Source organism: Prochlorococcus marinus, from assembly GCF_001180245.1.
Classification (GTDB): Bacteria; Cyanobacteriota; Cyanobacteriia; order PCC-6307; family Cyanobiaceae; genus Prochlorococcus_A; species Prochlorococcus_A marinus_F.
In genome coordinates, this window is sequence record NZ_CVSV01000075.1 from 16,957 (window position 1) to 40,101 (window position 23,145).

Below are 23,145 nucleotides of genomic sequence, written 5' to 3' on the forward strand. Positions count from 1 at the left end.
TTTTAATCCTCAAAATTCATTGAAAACATATTGCCAATATAGAGTCTCGTTAAATCCCTATTTTGAAATCCTTTTTGCATCAAAAATCCTGCAATAGCAGCTTGTAGTATTCTGTATTGATCCCAGTTAGGATGCTCCTCAACGAATTCTTTCATAGCCTTTTGAAGATTTTCTTGAAGTTCACATTTAAAACTTATTACTTCATCTTTATGATTTAATACTTTTGAATTTTCGTCGTAATTTAACTTTTGCATATTGAAAAAACTTTTTTGAAATTTGAATCTACAAGATGTAGTTTTCTCCAAAATTAATAAATCGTCAACAAGCATTATTAAGAGATAGTCTCAGGTTATAGAATAATGAGAATTTAGTCATGATCAAGGAAGTCATGGAAATTAATTTTGGAAAATAAAATCTTACTTGAATATAAAGATTTATATAAAATCAGGAGTTTTCCACATGCTTTAGATCATCAGATATTTTTTAAAAAAATACTGTGGAAAAGTTGTGAATAATTTTTTTTAGGAGGGGGAAATATTTTCTAAAATTTCCAATTTTATTTATCTTTTAATCCATTGATTCCCACATGTTTTTTATTTCATAAAATAAATTTTGTGCTATTGGTATCGGCCAATACATTTCGAAGGATCTAGTTTGATCTTGGCTTTCAAAAACGAACCTTAAACTCCATTCATTCCTTTTCCCCTCTAACTGAATATACCAAGGAAGTTTTTCTAATTCTAAAGTAATTGATTCTTCATCCATTAGTTGATCATTGATAACTAATAATTGTTCATTAATTCTTAAGAGTAGAAGGTAGAGTGAATAGAATTCATTTTTTTGTAACTCGATTGACCAATTGTCAACACCAATTAAAAAGCAATATTTGCCTTTTTTAAAATCTTTAAGTAATCTCCATCCTTTTTGGTCTTTTACCAAAATTAGCCTGGAAGTAAATCTGGTTGATCTTGTTCATCGCTTAGTTCAATAATTGACCTTTGGACGGGTTTAATACTTGACTCCTCTAATAAGCCATCAAAATCATCAAAACGTCTCTGTTTAGCTCTGAAAGCAATTTTCACTGTAGTTAAATATCTATTAGTTGATTTTCTTATCAAGCTCTCACCTCTCTTTGCAAGATCATTAGAATCTATTCCTGGGTTATTAGATATGTTCATTAAAAAAAATTTTTACTATAAAATGTATTTTACAGTTTATTCGACCGTTTCAAACCATAAATTACAAAAAGAACTTAATTGATTTAAATAATTTCATATGGAAGAAAGTTTATCTGGAACACTTGCTATTGATTTAGGGAACACTAATACTGTTGTAGCTTTTCAAGATCAAAAAGATATAAATTCTGTTTTAGTTGAAATACCTAATATTACATCTTCTCCAGGAGTTATTCCTTCAGTAGTTTGGTTCGAGGAACCTTCAAAGATTGCAAAAATTGGCATTAGTGCTCTTGAGATGAGGGATAACTCAAATTCTGATTTATTTTTTCATTCGAACTTTAAAAGATTAATTGGAAATTCTATTGAAAAAAATAACCAAAAAAATATCTTAAACCCTAATGAATGTGGCGAAAAATTTTTTCAAATTTTGTGGGCAAACATTCCGCACAAGTATGAGATCAAAAGACTTGTTTTAACTGCTCCAATAGATACATACAAGGGGTACAGAGAATGGTTAGTTAACCTTTGCGAGGATATATCTGTAGATGAAATAGCTCTTGTTGATGAGCCTACTGCGGCAAGTTTAGGAATAAATGTACCATTTGGCTCAAAAATTATGACATTAGATATTGGAGGAAGTACAGTCGATATGAATATAGTCAAAATAGAAGGGGGAGAAGGAAAATCTGGTCCAATAGCTGAACTATTAAAATTTAAAGGTAATGATGTAAGCTCAATTTCAAAACAAAAAATAAGATGTGCTGAGATAATTGGGAAAACAGGCTCAAAAATTGGTGGGAAAGATATTGATCAATGGATAGTTGATTACTTTATTCCAGGTAATAATAATATTAATAATCTTTCAAAGGCAGAAAAAATAAAATGTAAATTAAGCTCATCTGTAATCAAATATGAAAATAAATATCCAATTAAATTATTTACTGAACAAAATAAAGAAAATGACTTTTACCTAAGTAAAGAGATATTTGAGAAAATACTCATTTCCAATAATCTTCTTAAACACCTTAACTCTTTACTAAAAGATTTATTAAATCAAGCAAGAGGTAAATTTTGCACAGTTGAAGACTTAAATGCAATTGTTTTGGTTGGTGGAGGAACTCAAATACCATTGATTAAGGAATGGATAACAAAAAAAATTCCAAAAATTCAAATAAAGTCGCCACCACCTATTGAATCAATAGCTTTGGGAGCTTTAGCAATGACCCCAGGGGTAAAAATTAAAGACATATTAAACAAAGGATTATCTATAAGATTATTTAATAAAAGAGAGCAAAAACACTTTTGGCATCCTATTTTTTGCAAAGGTCAAACCTGGCCAACTGAAACACCCTTTAAACTGATCCTACAAGCTAGTAAAAAGAATCAAAAAATATTCGAAATAATAATTGGAGAGACACAAAAAGAAAGAGCATATGATGTTATTTATGAAAATGGATTGCCAAAGTTATCAGAGATTCAAGATGAAGAAGAAATTATAAAATGGGACAAAAAACCACTTGAGATAGTTTTAAAAAATAAATCTAATCTTGGAGAAGACACCTTAAAACTTTTTTTTAAAATTACGAAAAATGCTGATTTATCAGTAAAGTGTTTCGATGTTAATGATGAATTTTTTGGAGAATATAATTTAGGGAATATCTTCTGAAAAATAGCTATTCAAGAAAAACTCCTTCTTCATTATCAACATTATTTAAACGTAAACTAATACTTTCAATTTTACTGGTTGGCACCTTTTTACCACAAAAATCTGGTTGAATAGGTAATTCTCTATGACCTCTATCTACCATTACTAATAACATCACTCTTTGAGGTCTGCCCCATGAGTACAAAGCATCCATTGCAGCTCTAATTGTTCTACCTGTGTAAATTACATCATCTATTAAAAGAATTTCTTGTTTCTCAATAGGAGTTGGAATATCTGCTGCTTGTATTAGGCGAGTTCCAACTCTATTTTGGTCATCTCTATAAAAAGTTGGATCAATTGTTCCTTTTCTAACTCTTAAACCTGTTTTAGAGAATAATTCCTTTTCTAGCACTTCGGTCAGCTCTATTCCTCTAGTCGGGATGCCAACCAATAGAAGGTTATCTAGTTTTTTTACTTTTTCGATAATTTCGCAAGCTAAACGCGAAATAGTTTTTCTAAGCTCAACTTCAGTAAGTATTACGATCTTTTTTGTCTTCTTGGACATGATTTATCAAGAAATAAAATTAATCTAATATTTTCATAAATTAGCAAAAGCTAACTATATTAAATATAAATTGTTAAAGGGTAACGTTTGCAGCTAAATTTAATGTTAGATCAGTTAACTATGAATTTGATCTAAATATGTCAAAGATTAGCAGCAAAAATATAAAAAGATTAAGTGTTCCTCAGAGCCCTGTAGTTCTTGCAATACTAGATGGATGGGGATATCGAAAAGAAATATCAGATAATGCTATAAAAAATGCCAGTACGCCAATCATGGATTCATTATGGCATGCTTACCCCCATACCCTTATAAGTGCTAGTGGATCTGATGTAGGCCTCCCAGATGGTCAAATGGGCAATTCAGAAGTAGGGCACCTTACCATTGGTTCGGGAAGAATAATACAACAAGAACTTGTAAGGATTTCAAATATTGTAAAAAATAATCAATTAGGCTTGGTAAATGAGTTAAAAGAGATGGCTGATTCATTAAAGAAAAATAATTCTACTTTGCATATCATGGGATTATGTTCTGATGGAGGAGTTCATAGTCATATCGATCACTTATTAGGTTTAATAAAATGGGCATCTGATAATAAACTTAAAAAAGTTGCAATCCATATTATTACTGATGGAAGAGACACACCTGCAAAAAGTGCCTTGAAATATCTAAATCAAATAGAATCATGTATAAAAAAATTCAACGTAGGCGAAATAGCTTCCATATGCGGAAGATACTGGATGATGGATAGAAATCTTTTATGGGAGAGAACAGAAAAAGCATATTCTAATTTGACTGATCCTGATATTCAAATAACAAATATTTCTCCTAATGATTACATAGAAAAAAGTTATGCAAAAAAAATAACCGATGAATTTATAGAGCCCATACGAATGTCTGAAAACTATCTTAAAGATGGGGATAGTTTGATTTGCTTTAACTTTCGTCCAGATAGAGCAAGACAAATAGTCAAATCCCTTTCTGTCAGTGAATTCACAGACTTTGAAAGGAAAAAATATCCAAATCTAGATTTTGTTACTTTTACTCAATATGATCCGAACTTTCCCGTTAAAGTTGCATTTCCTCCTGAATCACTCAACAATTTTATAGGCCAAATAGTTTCCGAAAACGGACTTAAACAATACAGAACGGCGGAAACTGAAAAATATCCTCACGTAACATATTTTTTCAATGGAGGAGTTGAAATACCTTTACCTGGAGAAGAGAGACATCTGATTCCATCTCCAAGAGTCGCAACTTATGATATGGAACCCGAAATGTCTGCGGAAGAATTAACTATTAGTTGCTCTAAAGCAATTAAAAGCGGGAATTATGCTTTTGTTGTGATCAATTTTGCCAATCCTGATATGGTTGGTCATACAGGCAATATGGATGCAACAATTAAAGCTATAGAAAAAGTAGATAAATGTGTAGGTCAAATAGTTAATGCTACTGGAGAAATGGGCGGGAGCATAGTTATTACAGCCGATCATGGTAACGCAGAGGTAATGAAAGGATCTGAAGGAGAACCATGGACAGCACACACAATAAATAAAGTTCCATTAATTTTGATTGAAGGTGAAAAAAGAAAAATACCAAATATGGGAAATGAAATTAATTTAAGAGAAAACGCGGGCTTAGCAGATATTGCTCCCACTTTATTGCAATTATTAAATCTACCAATACCAAGAGAAATGACAGGTAAATCGCTTATTCAAGAAATTGAATTGAAGGGTTATAATAAGGTGGTTCAACACGTTTAAAGTCAATAAAAGTTTTTTAAGCAATGATTCAAATTATTAGTTGGATTTGGGTATTTTCTGGAGTTCTTCTCATTCTCTTAGTTTTACTTCATAGTCCTAAAGGTGATGGAATGGGAGGAATAGCCGCCAGTGGAAGCTCTATGTTCAACAGCGCAAGTAGTGCAGAAGCCTCTCTAAACAAAATAACTTGGACTTTTTTAGTGATATTTTTGTCTCTAGCAATTATTCTTAGCGCTGGTTGGATTTCGTAAAAGTTCAATAAAAAAAGGGACCATTTTTAATGATCCCTTTTAAAAATTTACTAAAAACTATTGTTAGTTAGTAATCGAAGTCACCGCCCATTCCGGGAGCGCCTGCTGGAGCAGCTGAATCTTTTTTCTCAGGTAGATCTGCAACTATGCATTCGGTGGTTAGAACCATTCCTGCTATTGAAGCTGCATTTTGTAAACCTGAACGTGTAACTTTTGCAGGGTCAACTATGCCAGCAGAGGACATATCTACATATTCTCCAGTAGCAGCATTAAATCCATCATTAAATGGTTTGGTTTTTACATTTTCAGCAATCACAGCTCCATTAGAACCTGCATTCTCAGCAATTCTCATAAGAGGAGCAGTAAGTGAAGCTTCAACAATATTAGCTCCAATTAATTCCTCTCCTTCTAAATTTTTATCAGCCCATTCTTTTAGAATAGGAGATAAATGAGCGAGAGTTGTTCCTCCTCCAGGTACAATTCCTTCTTCAACAGCTGCTTTTGTTGCATTAATAGCATCCTCAAGACGAAGCTTTTTATCCTTCATCTCAGTTTCAGTAGCAGCTCCAACCTTAATCACTGCTACACCTCCAGCTAGTTTAGCCAGACGTTCTTGAAGCTTTTCTTTATCATATGAAGAATCTGTTTCATCCATTTGCTTCTTAATTTGATCACATCTAGCTTTAACTGCTTGCTCATTACCTTCAGCCACAATAGTTGTAGTCTCTTTATTGATAGTTATTCTTCTACCAGTACCGAGCATATCTATGGTAGCACTCTCTAATTTCAAGCCTGCATCTTCAGTAATAAGTTGTCCATTAGTTAAAACGGCCATATCTTCAAGCATTGCTTTTCTTCTATCGCCAAATCCAGGAGCTTTTACTGCAGCAACGTTTAACACGCCTCGTAATCGATTAACGACGAGAGTCGCTAAGGCCTCTTTTTCAATATCTTCTGCAATAATGACTAGTGGTTTACCAGTTTTAGCTATTTGTTCCAAAACGGGGACTAAATCCTGCACTAAAGCAATTTTTTTATCAGTCAGAAGGATATAAGGTTCATCTAAAACAGCCTCCATTCTCTCTGTGTCTGTCGCGAAGTAAGGTGAAATATAGCCTTTATCAAAGCGCATACCCTCAGTAACTTCTAATTCAGTAGTCATTGATTTTCCTTCTTCTAAGGAGATAACACCTTCTTTACCAACTTTATCCATAGCATTGGCAATCATTTGACCAACTTCTTCGTCGTTTCCAGCAGCAATAGTTCCACATTGGGCTATGGCATTGCTATCGCTAATAGGCTTGGAATTCTCTTGAATTTTACCAACTAGAAAATCAGTCGCTTTATCAATTCCTTTTTTCAAGGTAATTGCATTAGCTCCTGCAGCAACGTTTCTCAACCCTGCTTTAACCATTGCATGAGCTAAAACAGTGGCTGTTGTAGTACCATCCCCAGCTGCATCATTAGTTTTTGATGCAGCTTGTCTGATTAAAGCAACCCCTGTATTTTCGATGTGGTCCTCTAATTCGATCTCTTTAGCGATTGTGACACCATCATTAATGATTTGTGGAGCACCAAATTTTTTCTCTAGTACAACATTTCTTCCTTTTGGTCCAAGCGTTACAGCTACAGACTCAGCAAGGATATCAATTCCTCTCTCGAGCGCTCTACGAGCTTGCTCATTGTAAATAATTCTTTTAGCCATGTTTAGGCAGTGATTTAGTAATAAGTTTTAATAATTTTTGAAACAAATATTTTAGCTTACTACAGCTAAAATATCCTTTTCTGAGAGCAAGACATACTCATCTCCTCCCAATTTAATGTCTGTGCCAGCATATTTGCTGTACAAAACTTTATCGCCAATACTCACTTCTGGAGTTTGTCGAGAACCATCGTCATTAAGTTTGCCAGGGCCTACCTGAGCAACTTCTCCAACCTGTGGTTTTTCTTTAGCTGAATCAGGCAAAAGAATGCCCCCAGCAGTTTTTTCCTCAGATGCGGAAACTTTAATAAATATTCTATCTCCCAGTGGTTTTACTGTAGAGACTGTAAGTGAAACAGCTGCCATAGATTAATGGAGGATCATGATTGAGACGCTTTGCGTCATAAAAATGGAAAGAGAAATTCTCCATCCGTATCATCAACAACATAATCTGCAAAGCGGCAATTAAACCATACTTAAACTGTGCGGGTGGCCGAACCCATTTAACGAATCTACCCATGAGGTGGTAGTATTTTCGGATTATGAGCTGTTTAAATCAGCTATTCATCACCAATCAATAAAAAATGGTAGCAACTCCATCAACTTCTTCACAAACAAAAGGCGTAGTACGTCAGGTAATTGGTCCAGTTCTAGATGTGGAATTCCCAGCCGGCAAATTGCCCAAGATATTAAATGCTTTAAGAATTGAAGCTAAAAATCCAGCTGGACAAGACATAGCGCTCACTGCAGAAGTCCAACAGCTCCTAGGTGACCATAGAGTTAGAGCGGTGGCAATGAGTGGCACAGACGGCCTTGTAAGAGGTATGGAGGCAACCGACACAGGAGCACCAATATCTGTACCTGTAGGAGAAGCAACTTTAGGAAGAATATTTAATGTTTTAGGAGAACCAGTAGATGAACAAGGTCCAGTAAATACTAAAGATACTGCTCCAATTCATAGAGCTGCGCCAAAGTTAACTGACCTAGAAACTAAGCCAAAAGTTTTTGAAACTGGTATTAAAGTTATCGACCTTTTGGCTCCTTACAGACAAGGAGGAAAAGTTGGATTATTTGGAGGTGCTGGTGTTGGGAAAACAGTTCTTATTCAAGAATTAATTAATAACATCGCAAAGGAGCATGGTGGAGTTTCCGTTTTTGGTGGTGTAGGAGAAAGAACTAGAGAAGGGAACGACTTATATGAAGAATTTAAAGAATCTGGAGTTATCAATGCAGATGACCTAACTCAATCAAAAGTTGCCTTATGTTTTGGGCAGATGAATGAGCCACCTGGTGCAAGAATGAGAGTAGGCTTATCAGCACTTACAATGGCCGAACATTTTAGAGATGTGAATAAGCAAGACGTCCTACTCTTTGTTGATAACATTTTTAGATTCGTTCAAGCTGGTTCTGAAGTATCTGCATTACTTGGAAGAATGCCCTCAGCTGTTGGATACCAACCTACTCTGGGTACTGATGTTGGTGAATTACAAGAAAGAATTACATCTACATTAGAAGGGTCAATAACATCTATTCAAGCTGTTTACGTGCCTGCTGATGACCTAACAGACCCTGCTCCAGCTACAACTTTTGCCCATTTAGATGCAACTACCGTACTTGCTAGAGCGCTTGCAGCTAAGGGAATTTATCCAGCAGTTGATCCATTAGACTCAACGAGCACTATGCTACAACCATCAGTTGTTGGCGATGAGCATTACAAAACAGCCAGAGCTGTTCAATCAACTTTACAAAGATACAAAGAACTTCAAGATATCATTGCAATTCTTGGTTTAGATGAGCTTTCTGAAGAAGATAGATTAACAGTAGACAGGGCTAGAAAAATTGAAAAATTTCTCTCACAACCTTTCTTCGTAGCAGAAATATTTACAGGAATGTCTGGTAAATATGTAAAATTAGAAGATACCATTGCTGGTTTCAATATGATTTTGTCAGGTGAATTGGATGATTTACCAGAGCAGGCATTTTACCTAGTGGGTAACATTGATGAAGTTAAAGCAAAGGCTGAAAAAATAAAATCAGAAAAATAAATATTTAAATATATATATATTTAACCTTCAATAATTTTAAATTCATGGCAATTTCTCTAAAAGTTTTAGCTCCTAATAAAAATGTTTATCAAGGCGAAGCTGAAGAAGTAATCCTTCCTAGTACTACTGGTCAAATTGGTGTACTACCAGGACATATCTCTTTAGTTACTGCTATAGATATTGGCGTTTTAAGGCTAAGAATGAATTCCCAGTGGAAATCAATCGCTCTTATGGGAGGCTTCGCTGAAATTGAATCAGATGAAGTTATAGTTCTAGTAAATAATGCTGAAATTGGTTCTGAAATTAATGTTCAAAATGCTGAACAAGATCTTAAAGAAGCAAAATTAGTAATTAGCAAATTTTCTGAAAATGAAAAAAATCCAGAGAAAATTAAAGCCTTGAAAGAGGTTTCAAAGGCTGAGGCTAAGATTCAAGCTGCAAAGAACTAATATTTAGGCGGTTCCACAAAAAGTTACTTCGGGGAACTTTAATTTGGCTTCTTCTAACTTTTTTGTTTTACCTTCTTCTTGCCAATAATTTATAACTTCAGTAGCCTTATTCAATATCTCTACTCTCTCGTTATCTGTAATCCAACCTTTATTCTCAAGTTCACTTTTTAATTTTTCCCAAGCATCATCTCTTGGCCAAAAATAATAAGCAGTAAGAGGGCTTGGGCCTCCACCTACTATTTGATCCACTGCTAGAGCCACATTATCAGGTAACCACAATACTTTAATTATGAACCTTCCTTCATCGGGTTTAGGAGTATAACCAGTAGGCACCCCATCTTCATCAATTGTGGCAGCTGCCAATACAGCTGTGGCACCCATCATTCCTGAATTAGGAGAAGAATTTTTAGCGTTTGGTGCATCACTGTTTTTTTCCTTTTTTTCTGTTGAATTTTGATTTAACTTATCTGATGAGGTCATTCACTTATTTGTGTTTAATAAATAATTTATCAGTTTATGGTCACATTTTGATTGATTTATTCAAAATTTCTTGATTTTAGTAATTGATGACTTCTAAACAGGATTTTATCTATCATGAGTTACTTCATAAAAATCATAAATAGTGGCTTCCAATGAATCCCAAAGATCTTTGGGGATATCGTTTTCTTCTGCGAACATGCCAAGCTGACTAGCTAAGCCTCTTGCTTGAGAAAGTTTCGAATCATATGAATCAGACTTGTTCATTTTTGAGTTTTAAACTTAATAAAAAATAAATCTATTAACTAGATAAGTCAAATTTCAAAACTCTAAATCAGAAATTTCTTTAAGTGCAGCAATACTTAAAACATCTGGGTTTGTATCTTTGACCAGGACATCATCTTCAATTCTTATCCCTATGCCTTTCCATCTCTCATCTATAGGGGGTTGTCCCTCAGGGACTGGGATCCTATCACTTATATAGATCCCAGGTTCTACCGTAAGAATCATTCCATTCTGTAATGGCACTTCATAGTCACCCATTCTGTATGCTCCAACATCATGAACATCTAAGCCAAGCCAATGTCCAGTTCTATGCATGTAAAGATGTTTATAAGATTGATTCTCAATTATCTCCTCAGTACTGCCCGACAATAATCCAATTTCCTTTAATCCTTCTATAAGAATTGTTAACGCAACATTATGAACAGCATTAGAATTCGATCCTTTTACAGCACTTTTAATTGCATTTTTCTGCGCACTCAATACAATTTCATAGATAACTTTTTGCTCATTAGAAAATTTACCACCTATTGGAATAGTTCTTGTTATATCTCCATTGTAATAATCAATTAGTGAACACCCAGCATCCACCAACAATAAATCTTCCTTCTTTAATGGTGAGTTATTTGAGGTGTAATGCAAAATACAGGCATTATCTCCTGATGCAACAATTGAGTTATAAGCTGGTCCTCTAGCCCCTTTTTCCAAAAAGAATCCCTCAAGAAGACCCTGAATTTGTCTTTCATTTTTCTTTGATGAGATAGATTCTCTAACTAGTTCATGAGCTTCGGCTGAAATTTGTATTGCCTCTCTCATTCTCTTAATCTCAAATTCACTTTTAATTAATCTCATCTCATTTAAATAAATTTCTGGAGATTTTATAGAATTTGCTCCAATCCCTGATCTTGAGCGATTTTCAAGTTGTTGTGAAAATATCTCTAGTACAATTTTCTCTATTTTTGGATGCTTTCCAATTGAAAAAACAAGTTCATCAGAACCATTTATGTAATTTGGGAGTAAATCTCTTAATTCGTTTATTGAGTGAGCCTTATCAGCCTTAAACTCTTTTTCAGCGCCTTCTAAACCCCATCTAAAGCCATGCCAGACTTCGCTTATAACATCTTTAGGAGCGACAAACATAATAAATCTCTCTCCCTTTGGCTTATGCGATAAGAAAAGAGCGATTGCATCTGGCTCATCGAAACCTGTTAAATACCAAAAATTACTATCTTGCCTAAAAGGATATTCACAATCAGCATGATGCTTTACAAGATTAGCCCCAGGGATAATAGCAGCTTTCCCACCTAATTTATTTAGGAATATTTCTCTTCTTTCTTCAAAAACTTTATGATCAGGTTCAAACATAAATTGTGTATTGGCGTGTTTAAAAAAAAAATGGAAGAATGAATTAAAACAGATTTAGTACCTAATCTACTTTAATGGAACCAAGTGTTTACGGTTTATTTTTACTAATAATAATTATTTTAATTGGATCAGCATGTTGTTCGGGAGTAGAAGCAGCTTTTTTAGCCGTAAATTCAATTAGAATTTTAGAAATTGCCTCTAGACAAAAACCAAAAAGTTCTGCGAATCAACTTCTAAAACTCAGGAAACATCTTGGAAGGACGCTAACAGTAATTACTATTACAAATAATGGGTTTAATATAATTGGCAGTCTTATTTTAGGAGTATACGGTGCATTGGTAATTAATAGCAGTTTTGGTTTAACCCTTTTTTCAATATTTTTTTACATACTAGTTGTTTTAGTAGGAGAAGTACTACCAAAAGCTCTTGGCACAAGATTTTCAATTCAAATAGCACTATTATCTGTCCCTATTTTGCGAATATTAAATACTTTAATGAGGCCATTCTTAATATTAATTGAACAGATATTTCCGGTTATTACAACAGAAAACGAGATTTCAACTGATGAAGAAGAAATTAGACAAATGGCAAAAATTGGAAGTCAAAAAGGTTTTATAGAGGCTGATGAGGCAGCAATGATATTTAAGGTTTTTCAATTAAATGACTTAAAAGCAAAAGACTTAATGACCCCGAGGGTATCGGCACCTTGTCTTGATGGGTCTTCAAATATTGATGAAATTTCAAAACTCATAATGTCTGACAGCTCTCCATGGTGGGTTATTTTGGGAGATAAAGTTGACAAAATACAAGGGGTAGTTAAGCGTGAAAAAATGTTGGAAGAGTTAATTAATGGGCAAAATAAAAAATTATTATCAGAAATTTGCGAACCTGTGGACTACATTCCCGAAATGATTAAAGCAGATCAATTATTAACTAAATTTGACAAGGATCATAAAGGAGTGAAAGTAGTAGTAGATGAATTCGGGGGATTCGTGGGAATTATTGGTGCAGAAGCTGTGTTATCTGTATTAGCTGGTTGGTGGAAGAATAAATTATGAAACAATTTAAAATTAAAGAAAATTATTTACTTTTAAAAAAATGGTGGGAGACTATTGATCTTACCAATTATGAAAAAAGTGTTTTTAATAGAGAAATAATTTCTTTTAATCAACAACTTTTAAGGCTCAAAGAAAAAAAAATAAGAATTGGCGCATATGGTAAATCAGGTGTAGGAAAATCCTCTGTTTTGAATTCTTTATTAAAAAAAGACATATTCAAAACAGATATTATTAATGGGACCACAAAAGAAATACAATCGGAAATTTGTAATCTAAAAGATCAAACACTGAATAGTTTAGAGTTGCTAGATTCTCCAGGATTTGATTTCTGCAATAATAAATCTACAGATAAAGTTTACTCTTACATAAATCATTCAGATCTTATTCTTTTTATAGTTTCGGGAGATTTAAATAGAAATGAGTTAAACGAAATCAACTCTTTTATAAAAGATGGGAAAAAAATTATTTTAATTTTAAACAAGATCGATCTATTTAATAAAAATGAATTAAGAGAAATAATTGAAAATATAAAGTTTAAGCTTCCAAAAGATTTAAATATTCCAATAATTATTAATAATGGAAACAATCTTAAAAATTACATAGCAAAATTAATCAATCAATATGGTGAGATACTATTAACACTAAATTCTATTCAATTAGCTGACAAATTTTTTCTGCGATTAAAAGAACAAAGATTGAAAAGAAGGCAGAAATTGGCTCAATCAACTATCGGTAAATTTTCGACTATAAAGGCATCCGCAGTAGCTCTTAATCCTTTTATTTTTTTTGATGTTGCTAGTAGTTTCGCACTAGATACTGCATTGATTAACGAATTAAGTAAGATTTATGGCTTAAAGTTGAAAGGTGAATCTACAAGAAAAATATTTAAAAATATATCCATTAATAATTTATGTTTGGGAGTCACTCAAGTCGGCGTCAATACCTCTTTCAACCTAATTAAGAAAGTAATTCTATTAACAGCACCTTTTACTAACGGGCTTTCATTATTACCCTATGGACCCATAGCAATTATTCAAGCAGCAATCGCTGTGTATTCAACAAAAATACTTGGGAAATTAGCAGCAAAAGAGATATTTATAAGAAGCAAAGCTTCTTTTATAGAGCCTGCTATTATGATCAAAAATATGAATTTTAATGACTCAGAGATTTTTAACCATATAAATATTTATTTTTCAAATAGAAATTTTAATAATAATTTTGTTAGCATTCTGCCTTGAAACTTAAATGGAAAAAAGAATTGCATTATTTGGTACAAGTGCAGATCCACCTACCATTGGACATGAGAAAATATTAGAAGAATTATCCAAAATATATGCTCATACCATTTGTTATGTAAGTAACAATCCGAAAAAAAAGCATAAAGAGGATATCGCAATCCGTAGCCAATTATTAAAAACTCTTATTGAAGATTTAGATGATTATAAAATATTATTTAATCAAAGTATCACTAGCAAATGGGCAGTAGAGTCGATTAAAAAATGTAAAAAAGTTTATAAAATTGATAATTTAGATTTCGTTATTGGGAGTGATTTAATTCAAGAAATTTTCTGCTGGAAAGATTTTGAAAAAATTATTACAGAGGTAAGTTTTTTTATAATTTCAAGAGAGGGTTATCCTGTTGAATCAAATACTCTTAAGATGTTAGAAACTTATAATGTGAAATTTAAGATTTCATCCATAAAAATCCCAAACATTTCAAGTTCTAAGTTCAGATTAAATTTTAATTATTCTAATTTACCGCCGTCTTTAATAGATTTTGTTAAAAAGAATAATTTATATGAATCCACAAATTAGTTGAATGAAGTTTTTACTTGCTCAAATTAATCCGGTTGTTGGAGATTTAGAGGGTAATGCAAAAAAAATTCTTAATGCTGCTTCGAAAGCTAGCTCAAATTCTGCTGATTTAGTTCTTACTCCAGAATTATCATTATGGGGATATCCAGCAAATGACTTACTCCTAAAAAATAATTTAATCAGAAATCAATATCAAATTCTTGACCAATTAGCTTTAGTTATTAATAAAAAATATGGAAACTTGAGCATCACAGTCGGGATAGCTGAGATAATAAATGATTCTTTTTTCCCAAATCTTTATAATTCTATTGCATTGCTTGAGCGCGGTGAGTGGAAAATAATTGCTCGAAAAATTATTCTTCCCACATATGAAGTATTTGATGAAAAAAGATACTTTAGATCAGAGGAAAAAGTTTCTATATTAACAAAAGAAATACATAATAAAACTTGGCGAATTGGCTTTACTATATGTGAGGATTTATGGGTCAACAAAAATATAGAAGGTAGAGGAATTCATAAAGAAAATCCTATTTCTGATTTAAAGAAAAAAAAAGTTGATATCTTAGTTAATCTATCGGCCTCCCCATATACCTTCAAAAAGTTAGAGCTAAGATCCAAAGTTTCCAGTTTTGCTGCTAAATATCTTCAAGTACCGCTTATATATGTAAACCAGATTGGTGCAAATGATAATTTAATTTTTGATGGGAATAGTTTTATTCTTGATAAGAATGGATCTAAAATTAAGCAATTGAAATCTTTTTCAGAAGACCTCTCTAGTTGGCATATTAAGCAAACAATCCCCGAGAAAAAGGAATTTGAACAATCTGAAATATCATCAATTTTTGATGCATTAGTCCTTGGGGTTAGGGATTATGCTCAAAAATGCGGTTTTAAAACAGCTTTAATCGGACTAAGTGGTGGCATTGATTCAGCACTAGTTTCAGCAATTGCGACAGCTGCTCTTGGCAGCAATAATATTTATTGCGTCTCAATGCCCTCCAAATGGAGTTCATCCCATTCAAAAAGTGATGCAAAAGATTTAGCAAGGAGATTAAAAATAAATTTCAATAGCATCCCAATTGAAAACCTAATGAATTCTTTTGAAGAATCTTTTATAAAAACCATATCTTTCGAGATGGCCGAAATAACAAATCAAAATATTCAATCAAGGATCAGAGGAACTCTTCTGATGGCTTTAGCAAATCAAGAAAAGCATTTATTACTTTCAACAGGAAATAAATCAGAGCTGGCTGTAGGATATTGCACACTTTATGGTGATATGAATGGGGGATTATCGGTAATTGGGGATTTATATAAAACTAATGTTTTTAAATTATGTAATTGGCTTGATAGTGAAGAATCAATAAATCATAGAAAGTCATATATGTTAGATACTAATGAAAATATAATTGGAAAAAATATCCGCACTAAAGCTCCAAGTGCCGAATTAGGTCCTGATCAATTAGATACTGATTCTCTCCCGCCTTATTCTATTTTAGATAATATTCTTAAAGGAATTATTGAAGAGAAAAAAGATTTACTACAGCTAGAAGAAGATGGTTATAAAAAAGATTTAATTTTAAAAATTATCTCACTCATAAAAAAAGCGGAATTCAAAAGAAAGCAGGCTCCTCCAATCCTAAAACTGAGTAGCCAATCATTAGGAAGTGACTGGAGAGTTCCCATAGCAATATCTTATTAATCACCATAAAAACACTGTTGGATTTTTTTTAAAGGCCGTTTAACTGAATCAAGATTGATACCTTTTTTGATAGCAAGAATTATGCCTGCAGCTTCTAAATAATTATCCACTTCAAAAAGATTGGGATAATCATAAAACTTATTTGTCACTTTTAATGTATTTTGATTTTTTACAGAGATAATATTTAAACCTTTTTCAATCCCTGCTAGTACTGCTTCTCCACCTAGTGCTCCATTAGGAACAACAATAGATTCAATCTGATCAGGGTGTAGTGAGATTGATTCATTTTTAGCGGGTAATTCTACAATGTCAGGTGCATTGCTTAAACCAATCAGTACAGATGGTAAAAAAGTGTATCCTATTTCTTCTGCAGCTGCACGAGGATCTAAATTTTCATTCAATTCAATTGGATTTAAAGCAGGTGCGTGAGCACAGGGAACTTTTAAAAATTTGCTTATTAAATGACTTATAACTGCTTCGACTCCAGCAATAGGATCAACCCCTTTACCCTCTCGATAGATATTTGTTTCTAAAGAATCTGGATCATCTGGAAATTTTGCCACAATTGCTATTGCTGTAACTCCTTTTTCTATTAAACATTTTCCAGCATCAATTAGAGTATCAGGATTTTCAATTTTGCCACCACTGATTTTTGAAGAATCAGAATCAATAACTATGTTTAATGGCTTTTTTGTAATCACATAAGAATGAACATTAATCCCTAAAGTAGAAACGCATGCATCAGCAACTTGTAAATGTCTTACTAATATTTCTTTTTCAATGGCTAAATCAAAAATTATCCCAATTTTCTGTTGCTTTACCCTCTTTAAAGCGATTTCTCCTTTAGCAAGTCGGTCTAAACTATAACCCTCAACATAAAAAATATTTTTATCTTTTTCAGAAAGAGTACCGCCATTCATAACATTTGGATGAGTAATTAAACATCCACTTGCGGATGCTAATAATTTAGCGGTAGGAAGTGCATCCCCAGCAAAACCTCCTACTTCACAACCAATACCAGTTGGAACAATGAATATTGTTGGTGAATTTTCCATTATTAAAAATATTTCAATTTATATTTTTTAATTAGCTATGACAGCTTTAATTTTAAGTTTTTTTGTTCCAAAAGAGTCAATAGAATTTTGAATATCAACAATTGACCATCGAATTAAATCTCCTTTTTTTTCTAAATTTGTAATGATGAATTCCCTTAAATTTTTTAATTTTATTGAAACTGGCCAATCTAAATAACAATCAACTGAACTTAATTTCATTTTTGATATTTACCAAATTGATCATTATACAAATCATCTTCAACTTCTTTACCAATAACAATATTCAAATCTGACTTGGGGTATGCTACACACAAAAGTGCAAAGCCCTTTTCCCGTAAATCATCATTTAATCCCATAGCATCTTCCTGATCTACGGATCCCTCCAATATCATGGATGCACAATCTGTACAAACTCCTGAACAACAACTACTTGGTAAATCTATTCCATTCATTTTTGCCGCTGAAATAATATCTTGATCCTCAGAACATAAAAAGCTAAAAGTCTTTTGGTCAAATTGAACTTTGATATTGTATTCAGGCATATCCTAAATCTTATTGCTAAACTGCTGAACCTCCTACAACTTCTAATATTTCTTGTGTAATCGCTGCTTGTCTGGCTTTGTTATAGGTTAGATTCAAAGTACTTGCTAATTCTTTAGCATTATCACTTGCATTATTCATAGCAGTCATCCTACAAGCTAATTCAGAAGCTGCCGACTCTTGAAGAGCTCTTAGTACCTGATTCTGTAAATATAAAGGTAACAAGGAATCTAATAGTTGATCAGGACTTTGTTCAAAAACAATATCTGATGGCAACTTCTCTGAATCACTTTTTTCAATATTTGATTTTTCAACAAGTAACTTACTATCTTTTGTAGTCAATCTAAAAATTTCATCGTTTTCCTCAGCGATTCCTTGAGGGTCAAGTGGCAATAGTGTTTGAACGACAGGGGCACAGCTAACTAAAGTGATGAATTTCGTATATATAATTTCCACCCTATCAGAATTTTCTGAAAGAAATTCGGCTAAAATCTCATTTGTAACTCCTTCAGAATCCTTGACTGTGGGTACCTGTTCTAGTTCTTTGAAAGTACTTTTAATTACATATCTATCCTTTCTATTTTGAAAATATCCAATAGCTTTCTTCCCTACCAAAATTAAATTTGGCTGATACCCTTGTTTGACTAATTCTGCGTATCTTATTTCTACCTTTTTTATAATATTTGTATTGTAACCACCGCATAAACCTCTATCCGCAGTTATACATACCAAGGAGATACTCTTTACTTCTCTCTTGGATAATAAAGGAGAGTCGACAGCCTCAAATTGTACTCTAGATTGAATATTTTCTAAGACTCGCGCAAGTTTATCTGCAAAAGGTCTACTCTTAAGAACTTGATCTTGAGCTCTCCTAACTTTTGCAGCTGCAACAAGTCTCATGGCCTCCGTTATTTTTCTCGTATTTTTAACGGAAACGATTCGATCTCTAATCTCTTTAAGATTTGCCATTGTATCTCCTAAATAAATTTAAACTGTGGCAAGCATTGATGATTTAACTTCATTTATCACCTCTTTTAGCGTCGCTTCTAATCCATCATTTAATTTCTTTTCTTTAAGAATCTCTTCTATAAATTCCCCTTTATTTAACTTTAGGTATTCCCTAAGTTCAGTTGCAAATTTAGTAACATCTTCAACGGGAACCTCATCTATAAGACCTTTAACTCCTGCATAAACAACTGCAACTTGTTCTGCAAGGTTAAGTGGAGAGAATTGAGGTTGCTTTAATAACTCTCTTAGTCTTTTGCCTCGTTCAAGTTGTTGCTGTGTTGCTTCATCAAGATCAGATGCAAATTGAGAAAAAGCAGCTAGCTCATCAAACTGTGCGAGTTCTAATTTTAAAGTTCCTGCAATTTTTTTAATTGCTTTTGTCTGAGCGGCTCCTCCAACACGGCTAACAGAAATACCAACATTAATAGCTGGTCTTAATCCTGAGTTAAATAAATCTGCACTCAAGAATATTTGTCCATCTGTAATTGAAATAACATTAGTTGGGATATAAGCAGAAACGTCCCCTGCCTGAGTTTCAATAATTGGAAGAGCTGTCATAGAGCCCCCTCCCATAGCATCAGAAAGTTTTGCTGCTCTTTCTAACAATCTACTGTGTAAGTAGAAAACATCTCCTGGATAAGCCTCTCTTCCTGGTGGTCTTTTTAGAAGAAGAGACATTTGTCTATAAGCCTGAGCTTGTTTCGTTAGATCATCATAAATAACAAGTGTTGCTTTACCCTGATACATAAAATGTTCAGCAATCGCTGCACCGGTATAAGGTGCTAAGTACTGTAAAGCAGCTGGTTCTGAAGCTCCTGCACTTACTACGACTGTATAGTCTAGGGCTCCTCTCTCTCTTAAAACCTCTACGATGTTTGCTACTGATGCTGACTTCTGACCAATAGCTACGTAAACACAAACTACGTCTTGACCTTTTTGGTTGATTATTGTGTCAATAGCAATCGCAGATTTTCCAGTTTGTCTATCACCAATAATTAATTCTCTTTGACCTCTTCCAACAGGAATCATTGCATCAATAGATGTGATACCTGTTTGCATTGGTTCATGCACTGATCTTCTCTTGATAATTCCAGGAGCCATTTCTTCAATCAATCTAGTATCACTTGTTGGAATTTCTCCTTTCCCATCTATTGGTTGTCCGAGAGGATTAACAACTCTCCCCTGCATTGCTTCACCAACTGGAACAGATGCGATTTTACCTGTGGACTTAACGTTACTTCCTTCTTGGACACCAAGTGCCTCTCCCATTAAAACAGCTCCAACATTATCATCTTCAAGATTTAAAGCTATACCTTCGGTACCATCCTCGAATTCTAATAACTCACCAGCCATGACCTGATCTAAGCCATATATTCTTGCAATGCCATCACCGATTTGCAGAACAGTTCCTACATTGCTAACACTTACAGATTGGTCGTAATCAGTTATTTGTTGTTTTAAGATTGAACTGATTTCATCAGGGCGTATAGATACCATGGATTTAAGAATTTAAGGTTGATTTAAAAGTTACTTGGAAAGAGATAAGCCAAGTTTTCTTATTTGTGAAGCAAGAGAAGCATCAATTACTTTTGATCCTACACTGGCAACGAAACCACCAATAAGAGATGGGTCGATTTTAGTTACAAGTTCTAATTTTTCTGTACCAGCAATATTGATGATCTTTTTGGTAATTAAACCTTTCTGTTCATCAGTAAGCTCGACTGCAGAAGTAACAGTTGCCAAAGCAATATTACTATTTTCTCGGTAAATCTCTAAAAACCTATCAAGAATTGAAGTAAGGATTCCAATTCTTTGCCTATCGGCCAATAATTTTAAGAAATTCAGTAAGGAAGAATTAACCTTATTTGAAAAAATTTCAATAATGATTTTCTTCTTAGCATCTGTCTCTAAAATGGGAGAGGATAGTGCCTTCTCCAATTCAGGGGAATCATTTATTAATTCCAAGAGTTGTTTGACCTCAGAAACCATCTCTTCAGTTTGCGAATTTTCATTCACAACTTGAAGTAATGCCTCTGCGTATGGTGTAGTAACTGAATTTAAAAGTGGCATTAGTTCACCTCAATATTATTAATTGATTGCGTTACCAAATTTTCTTGTGTTGTTTTATCAAGTCGATTTGGGAGAGAATCTAAGGCTTTCTTAATTGCCAGTTCAACAGCTTCTTTTCGAAGTTGAGAAATTGCTCTGGATGCTTCAGAGCTCTCATCAGAGATTGCACTCTGTTTAATTCGTGCCATCTCCTCTATAGCTTTTTTCTCACTTTCCATTCTGATTGATTCAGATCTTTTCAGGGAATCTGCTTTTATTTGAGAAGCTTTTTCTTCTGCTGAAGATAAATCTTTCTTCGCTTTTTCTAAAGCTTGAGTTGCATTTAATAGTCGATCTTCAGCATCTTTTAATTCAAGAAGGATTCCTTCTCTCCTTTTTTGAAGCATTTTACCTAAGAAACCAGGCAAAAATTTATAAAGACCAAAAACTACTACAGCCCAATTAAGGATATTAGTTTCGAATAAATTGAAGTTCAATCCAAAACCTTCTGTAGCTAAAAGAGTTAAATTCATTTTTCTAGAATCAATCTATTAACAATAAGTTCGCTTAGATCATCAGCCTGTTTAGAAAGTTGATCACGAGCAGCAGACGTCTGACTTTCAATTTCTAGTCTTGCTTTTTCTTTTGAAGCATTTGCTTCATTGTTAGCAAGTTCTAGTGCTTCTTTATAAAGCTTGTCAGACTCATTTTCAGCTTCGCTCACAATTCTTTGGGCTTCTGCACGAGCACTTTGAAGCTGAGTTAATAATTCAGCTTCTAATTTTTTAACCTCAGAAAGTTTATTTTTGGCCTCAATAATATTAGTACTTACAAACTTTTCTCTTTTTTCTACAACATTGCCAACAGGCTTAAAAAAGAGAGAATTTAATATGTAAGTAAGTGCAACTACTTGTATCGCCATTAGTGGCAAAGTGGCATTTATATCAAATAAACCACCTTCTGTAGCACCAAAAAAATTAAAGGCCAACATATGTTTTAGTTGAAGTTAAAAAATTAAATTTAAATATTGCTAATAAGGATAAGAAGCAATATTAACTTTTAGGAAAAAGGATTCGCAAAAAGTAGTACCAAAGCCACAACTAATCCATAGATTGTTAATGACTCCATGAAAGCGAAAGATAAAAGAAGAGTACCTCTAATTTTACCTTCAGCTTCTGGCTGACGGGCAATACCCTCTACAGCACCTTGAGCTGCGTTACCTTGCCCAAGACCTGGGCCAATAGCACCTAGACCAACTGCTAAACCAGCAGCTACAACTGATGCAGCGGAAGTAATCGAATCCATAATTTTGAAATAAAGAGCTTAATACTTGTGATAATCTTTGTTGTCATACACGCTTGGACATCCTTTGTTTTAAGAATGGGTCTGATATTTTCAGACCTACGCGATTAGATATTTTGCCAGATTACAGACCCTTTGTAAAAGCGTCTGAATGTATTGGAAGACAGCTAATGGTGTTCTTCAACAGCTTCTCCAATGTAGTAGGCCGCTAGAGTTGCAAAAATCAATGCCTGAATTGCACTAGTAAATAATCCTAGGAACATAACAGGTATTGGGAGTATTAGCGGAACTAAAAAGACTAGAACACCAACAACAAGTTCATCAGCCAAAATATTTCCAAATAGCCTGAAAGAAAGTGATAAAGGTTTCGTAAAGTCCTCTAGAATTTTGAAAGGAAGCATAATCGGAGTTGGGTGCACATAATATTCGAAGTATCTCCAACCCTTATTGCTTAAACCTGCATAGAAATAAGAAAGTGAAACCAATAAAGCCAAAGCAATAGTTGTATTAATATCTGCAGTAGGTGCTCCTAATTCTCCACTTGGTAACTTAATCAATCTCCAAGGAATTAAAGCTCCTCCCCAATTACTAACAAAGACGAATAAAAATAAAGTACCTATAAATGGCATCCAATCCCTATATACTTTTTCACCTATTTGCGTCCTAGCAAGATCTCTTATGTAATCCCAGAGGAACTCAAGCAGGTTTTGAAGGCCTTTAGGATCATTTTCCATTTTTTTAGTTCCTAAAGAAATAAAAACTAATAACGCTCCTAATAAAATCCAAGATGTTAAAAATACCTGCCCATGAAGTCTGATATTTCCAATTTGCCAATAAAGATGTTGACCAACTTCTAATGCTGCAAAATTTGTTAGCAAGGAATTAAAAAACATTTGT

Annotated in this window: 28 protein-coding genes; 9 read left to right on the forward strand and 19 right to left on the reverse strand. The window is 33.5% G+C overall.

Annotated features, from left to right (window positions below; genetic code table 11):
• Window positions 1-2: 2 nt before the first annotated feature.
• The 3 genes from AMO19_RS02735 to AMO19_RS02745 form a co-directional block, all read right to left on the reverse strand.
• Complete coding sequence (locus AMO19_RS02735) at window positions 3-254, reverse strand: DUF2811 domain-containing protein (RefSeq protein ID WP_075507319.1); 252 nt, start codon at window positions 252-254, stop codon at window positions 3-5.
• 313 nt (window positions 255-567) lie between these two features.
• A complete protein-coding gene (locus AMO19_RS02740) occupies window positions 568-939 on the reverse strand; it encodes a DUF1818 family protein (RefSeq protein ID WP_075507245.1) in 372 nt (123 codons plus the stop codon).
• A 2-nt stretch (window positions 940-941) separates the two neighbouring features.
• The gene (locus AMO19_RS02745; RefSeq protein WP_075507246.1) at window positions 942-1,178 is read right to left on the reverse strand and encodes a DNA-directed RNA polymerase subunit omega; all 237 of its coding nucleotides are present in this window, start codon (window positions 1,176-1,178) and stop codon (window positions 942-944) included.
• A 97-nt stretch (window positions 1,179-1,275) separates the two neighbouring features.
• Between AMO19_RS02745 and AMO19_RS02750 the strand changes: the two genes are divergently transcribed.
• Entirely contained in the window at window positions 1,276-2,844 is a 1,569-nt protein-coding gene (locus tag AMO19_RS02750; protein ID WP_075507247.1) for an Hsp70 family protein, read from the forward strand.
• 7 nt (window positions 2,845-2,851) lie between these two features.
• On the opposite strand, the gene pyrR is transcribed toward AMO19_RS02750, so the two are convergent.
• Complete coding sequence (pyrR, locus tag AMO19_RS02755; RefSeq protein WP_075507248.1) at window positions 2,852-3,388, reverse strand: bifunctional pyr operon transcriptional regulator/uracil phosphoribosyltransferase PyrR; 537 nt, start codon at window positions 3,386-3,388, stop codon at window positions 2,852-2,854.
• A gap of 137 nt (window positions 3,389-3,525) precedes the next feature.
• On the opposite strand from pyrR, the gene gpmI reads away from it, so the two are divergent.
• Window positions 3,526-5,148: a 2,3-bisphosphoglycerate-independent phosphoglycerate mutase gene (gene gpmI / locus AMO19_RS02760; protein ID WP_075507249.1), complete on the forward strand. Its 1,623-nt coding sequence runs from the start codon at window positions 3,526-3,528 to the stop codon at window positions 5,146-5,148.
• A 23-nt stretch (window positions 5,149-5,171) separates the two neighbouring features.
• Window positions 5,172-5,399 (forward strand): preprotein translocase subunit SecG, encoded by a 228-nt coding sequence (gene secG, locus AMO19_RS02765; RefSeq protein WP_011863548.1) that lies wholly within the window; start codon window positions 5,172-5,174, stop codon window positions 5,397-5,399.
• A gap of 67 nt (window positions 5,400-5,466) precedes the next feature.
• Here the strand turns inward: secG and groL are convergent, their stop codons facing one another.
• Both groL and groES read right to left on the reverse strand, forming a co-directional pair.
• Entirely contained in the window at window positions 5,467-7,104 is a 1,638-nt protein-coding gene (gene groL, locus AMO19_RS02770; protein ID WP_025938646.1) for a chaperonin GroEL, read from the reverse strand.
• A 51-nt stretch (window positions 7,105-7,155) separates the two neighbouring features.
• Window positions 7,156-7,467 carry a co-chaperone GroES gene (gene groES / locus AMO19_RS02775; RefSeq protein ID WP_002806275.1) on the reverse strand — a complete coding sequence of 104 codons (312 nt, stop codon included), beginning with the start codon at window positions 7,465-7,467 and terminating at the stop codon, window positions 7,156-7,158.
• Window positions 7,468-7,685: 218 nt separating this feature from the next.
• On the opposite strand from groES, the gene atpD reads away from it, so the two are divergent.
• The gene (gene atpD / locus AMO19_RS02780) at window positions 7,686-9,146 is read left to right on the forward strand and encodes a F0F1 ATP synthase subunit beta (protein ID WP_075507250.1); all 1,461 of its coding nucleotides are present in this window, start codon (window positions 7,686-7,688) and stop codon (window positions 9,144-9,146) included.
• A gap of 44 nt (window positions 9,147-9,190) precedes the next feature.
• A complete protein-coding gene (atpC, locus tag AMO19_RS02785) occupies window positions 9,191-9,595 on the forward strand; it encodes an ATP synthase F1 subunit epsilon (protein WP_075507251.1) in 405 nt (134 codons plus the stop codon).
• Between the two features lie 3 nt (window positions 9,596-9,598).
• On the opposite strand, the gene AMO19_RS02790 is transcribed toward atpC, so the two are convergent.
• From AMO19_RS02790 to AMO19_RS02795, 3 genes are all read right to left on the reverse strand, one after another.
• On the reverse strand, window positions 9,599-10,075 hold the full coding sequence (locus AMO19_RS02790; RefSeq protein ID WP_075507252.1) for a 30S ribosomal protein PSRP-3: 477 nt from the start codon (window positions 10,073-10,075) through the stop codon (window positions 9,599-9,601).
• Between the two features lie 105 nt (window positions 10,076-10,180).
• Window positions 10,181-10,339, reverse strand: a complete 159-nt coding sequence (locus tag AMO19_RS08475) for a hypothetical protein (RefSeq protein ID WP_179850491.1) — start codon at window positions 10,337-10,339, stop codon at window positions 10,181-10,183.
• Window positions 10,340-10,393: 54 nt separating this feature from the next.
• On the reverse strand, window positions 10,394-11,719 hold the full coding sequence (locus AMO19_RS02795; protein ID WP_075507253.1) for an aminopeptidase P N-terminal domain-containing protein: 1,326 nt from the start codon (window positions 11,717-11,719) through the stop codon (window positions 10,394-10,396).
• Window positions 11,720-11,793: 74 nt separating this feature from the next.
• Here AMO19_RS02795 and AMO19_RS02800 point away from each other — a divergent pair, with 74 nt between their 5' ends.
• Genes AMO19_RS02800 through AMO19_RS02815 form a run of 4 tightly spaced genes read left to right on the forward strand, consistent with a single transcriptional unit; the run spans window position 11,794 to window position 16,294 of the window.
• Complete coding sequence (locus tag AMO19_RS02800; protein WP_075507254.1) at window positions 11,794-12,777, forward strand: CNNM domain-containing protein; 984 nt, start codon at window positions 11,794-11,796, stop codon at window positions 12,775-12,777.
• Complete coding sequence (locus AMO19_RS02805; protein WP_075507255.1) at window positions 12,774-14,015, forward strand: GTP-binding protein; 1,242 nt, start codon at window positions 12,774-12,776, stop codon at window positions 14,013-14,015. Before AMO19_RS02800 ends, AMO19_RS02805 begins: the two co-directional genes overlap by 4 nt.
• Before the next feature lie 7 nt (window positions 14,016-14,022).
• Window positions 14,023-14,592 (forward strand): nicotinate-nucleotide adenylyltransferase, encoded by a 570-nt coding sequence (locus tag AMO19_RS02810; RefSeq protein ID WP_075507256.1) that lies wholly within the window; start codon window positions 14,023-14,025, stop codon window positions 14,590-14,592.
• 4 nt (window positions 14,593-14,596) lie between these two features.
• A complete protein-coding gene (locus AMO19_RS02815) occupies window positions 14,597-16,294 on the forward strand; it encodes an NAD+ synthase (protein WP_075507257.1) in 1,698 nt (565 codons plus the stop codon).
• On the opposite strand, the gene AMO19_RS02820 is transcribed toward AMO19_RS02815, so the two are convergent.
• The 10 genes from AMO19_RS02820 to atpB form a co-directional block, all read right to left on the reverse strand.
• On the reverse strand, window positions 16,291-17,349 hold the full coding sequence (locus AMO19_RS02820; protein WP_075507258.1) for a DUF3326 domain-containing protein: 1,059 nt from the start codon (window positions 17,347-17,349) through the stop codon (window positions 16,291-16,293). The two genes, AMO19_RS02815 and AMO19_RS02820, sit on opposite strands and share 4 nt — an antisense overlap.
• A gap of 27 nt (window positions 17,350-17,376) precedes the next feature.
• Window positions 17,377-17,568, reverse strand: coding sequence for a hypothetical protein (locus tag AMO19_RS02825; RefSeq protein WP_075507259.1), 192 nt, complete (start codon window positions 17,566-17,568; stop codon window positions 17,377-17,379).
• Window positions 17,565-17,891: a 2Fe-2S iron-sulfur cluster-binding protein gene (locus tag AMO19_RS02830; RefSeq protein WP_075507260.1), complete on the reverse strand. Its 327-nt coding sequence runs from the start codon at window positions 17,889-17,891 to the stop codon at window positions 17,565-17,567. Before AMO19_RS02830 ends, AMO19_RS02825 begins: the two co-directional genes overlap by 4 nt.
• A 16-nt stretch (window positions 17,892-17,907) precedes the next feature.
• The gene (locus AMO19_RS02835; RefSeq protein ID WP_025946391.1) at window positions 17,908-18,858 is read right to left on the reverse strand and encodes a F0F1 ATP synthase subunit gamma; all 951 of its coding nucleotides are present in this window, start codon (window positions 18,856-18,858) and stop codon (window positions 17,908-17,910) included.
• Between the two features lie 18 nt (window positions 18,859-18,876).
• On the reverse strand, window positions 18,877-20,394 hold the full coding sequence (atpA, locus tag AMO19_RS02840) for a F0F1 ATP synthase subunit alpha (RefSeq protein WP_075507261.1): 1,518 nt from the start codon (window positions 20,392-20,394) through the stop codon (window positions 18,877-18,879).
• A 30-nt stretch (window positions 20,395-20,424) separates the two neighbouring features.
• Window positions 20,425-20,967, reverse strand: coding sequence for an ATP synthase F1 subunit delta (atpH, locus tag AMO19_RS02845; protein ID WP_025930851.1), 543 nt, complete (start codon window positions 20,965-20,967; stop codon window positions 20,425-20,427).
• Complete coding sequence (locus tag AMO19_RS02850; protein WP_025882323.1) at window positions 20,967-21,479, reverse strand: F0F1 ATP synthase subunit B; 513 nt, start codon at window positions 21,477-21,479, stop codon at window positions 20,967-20,969. Before AMO19_RS02850 ends, atpH begins: the two co-directional genes overlap by 1 nt.
• Window positions 21,476-21,937 carry a F0F1 ATP synthase subunit B' gene (locus AMO19_RS02855; RefSeq protein WP_075507262.1) on the reverse strand — a complete coding sequence of 154 codons (462 nt, stop codon included), beginning with the start codon at window positions 21,935-21,937 and terminating at the stop codon, window positions 21,476-21,478. The genes AMO19_RS02850 and AMO19_RS02855 overlap by 4 nt, the downstream gene beginning before the upstream one ends.
• Window positions 21,938-22,005: 68 nt before the next feature.
• A complete protein-coding gene (gene atpE, locus AMO19_RS02860) occupies window positions 22,006-22,251 on the reverse strand; it encodes an ATP synthase F0 subunit C (RefSeq protein WP_002805169.1) in 246 nt (81 codons plus the stop codon).
• A gap of 164 nt (window positions 22,252-22,415) precedes the next feature.
• Entirely contained in the window at window positions 22,416-23,141 is a 726-nt protein-coding gene (atpB, locus tag AMO19_RS02865) for a F0F1 ATP synthase subunit A (RefSeq protein WP_011863567.1), read from the reverse strand.
• Window positions 23,142-23,145: the final 4 nt, after the last annotated feature.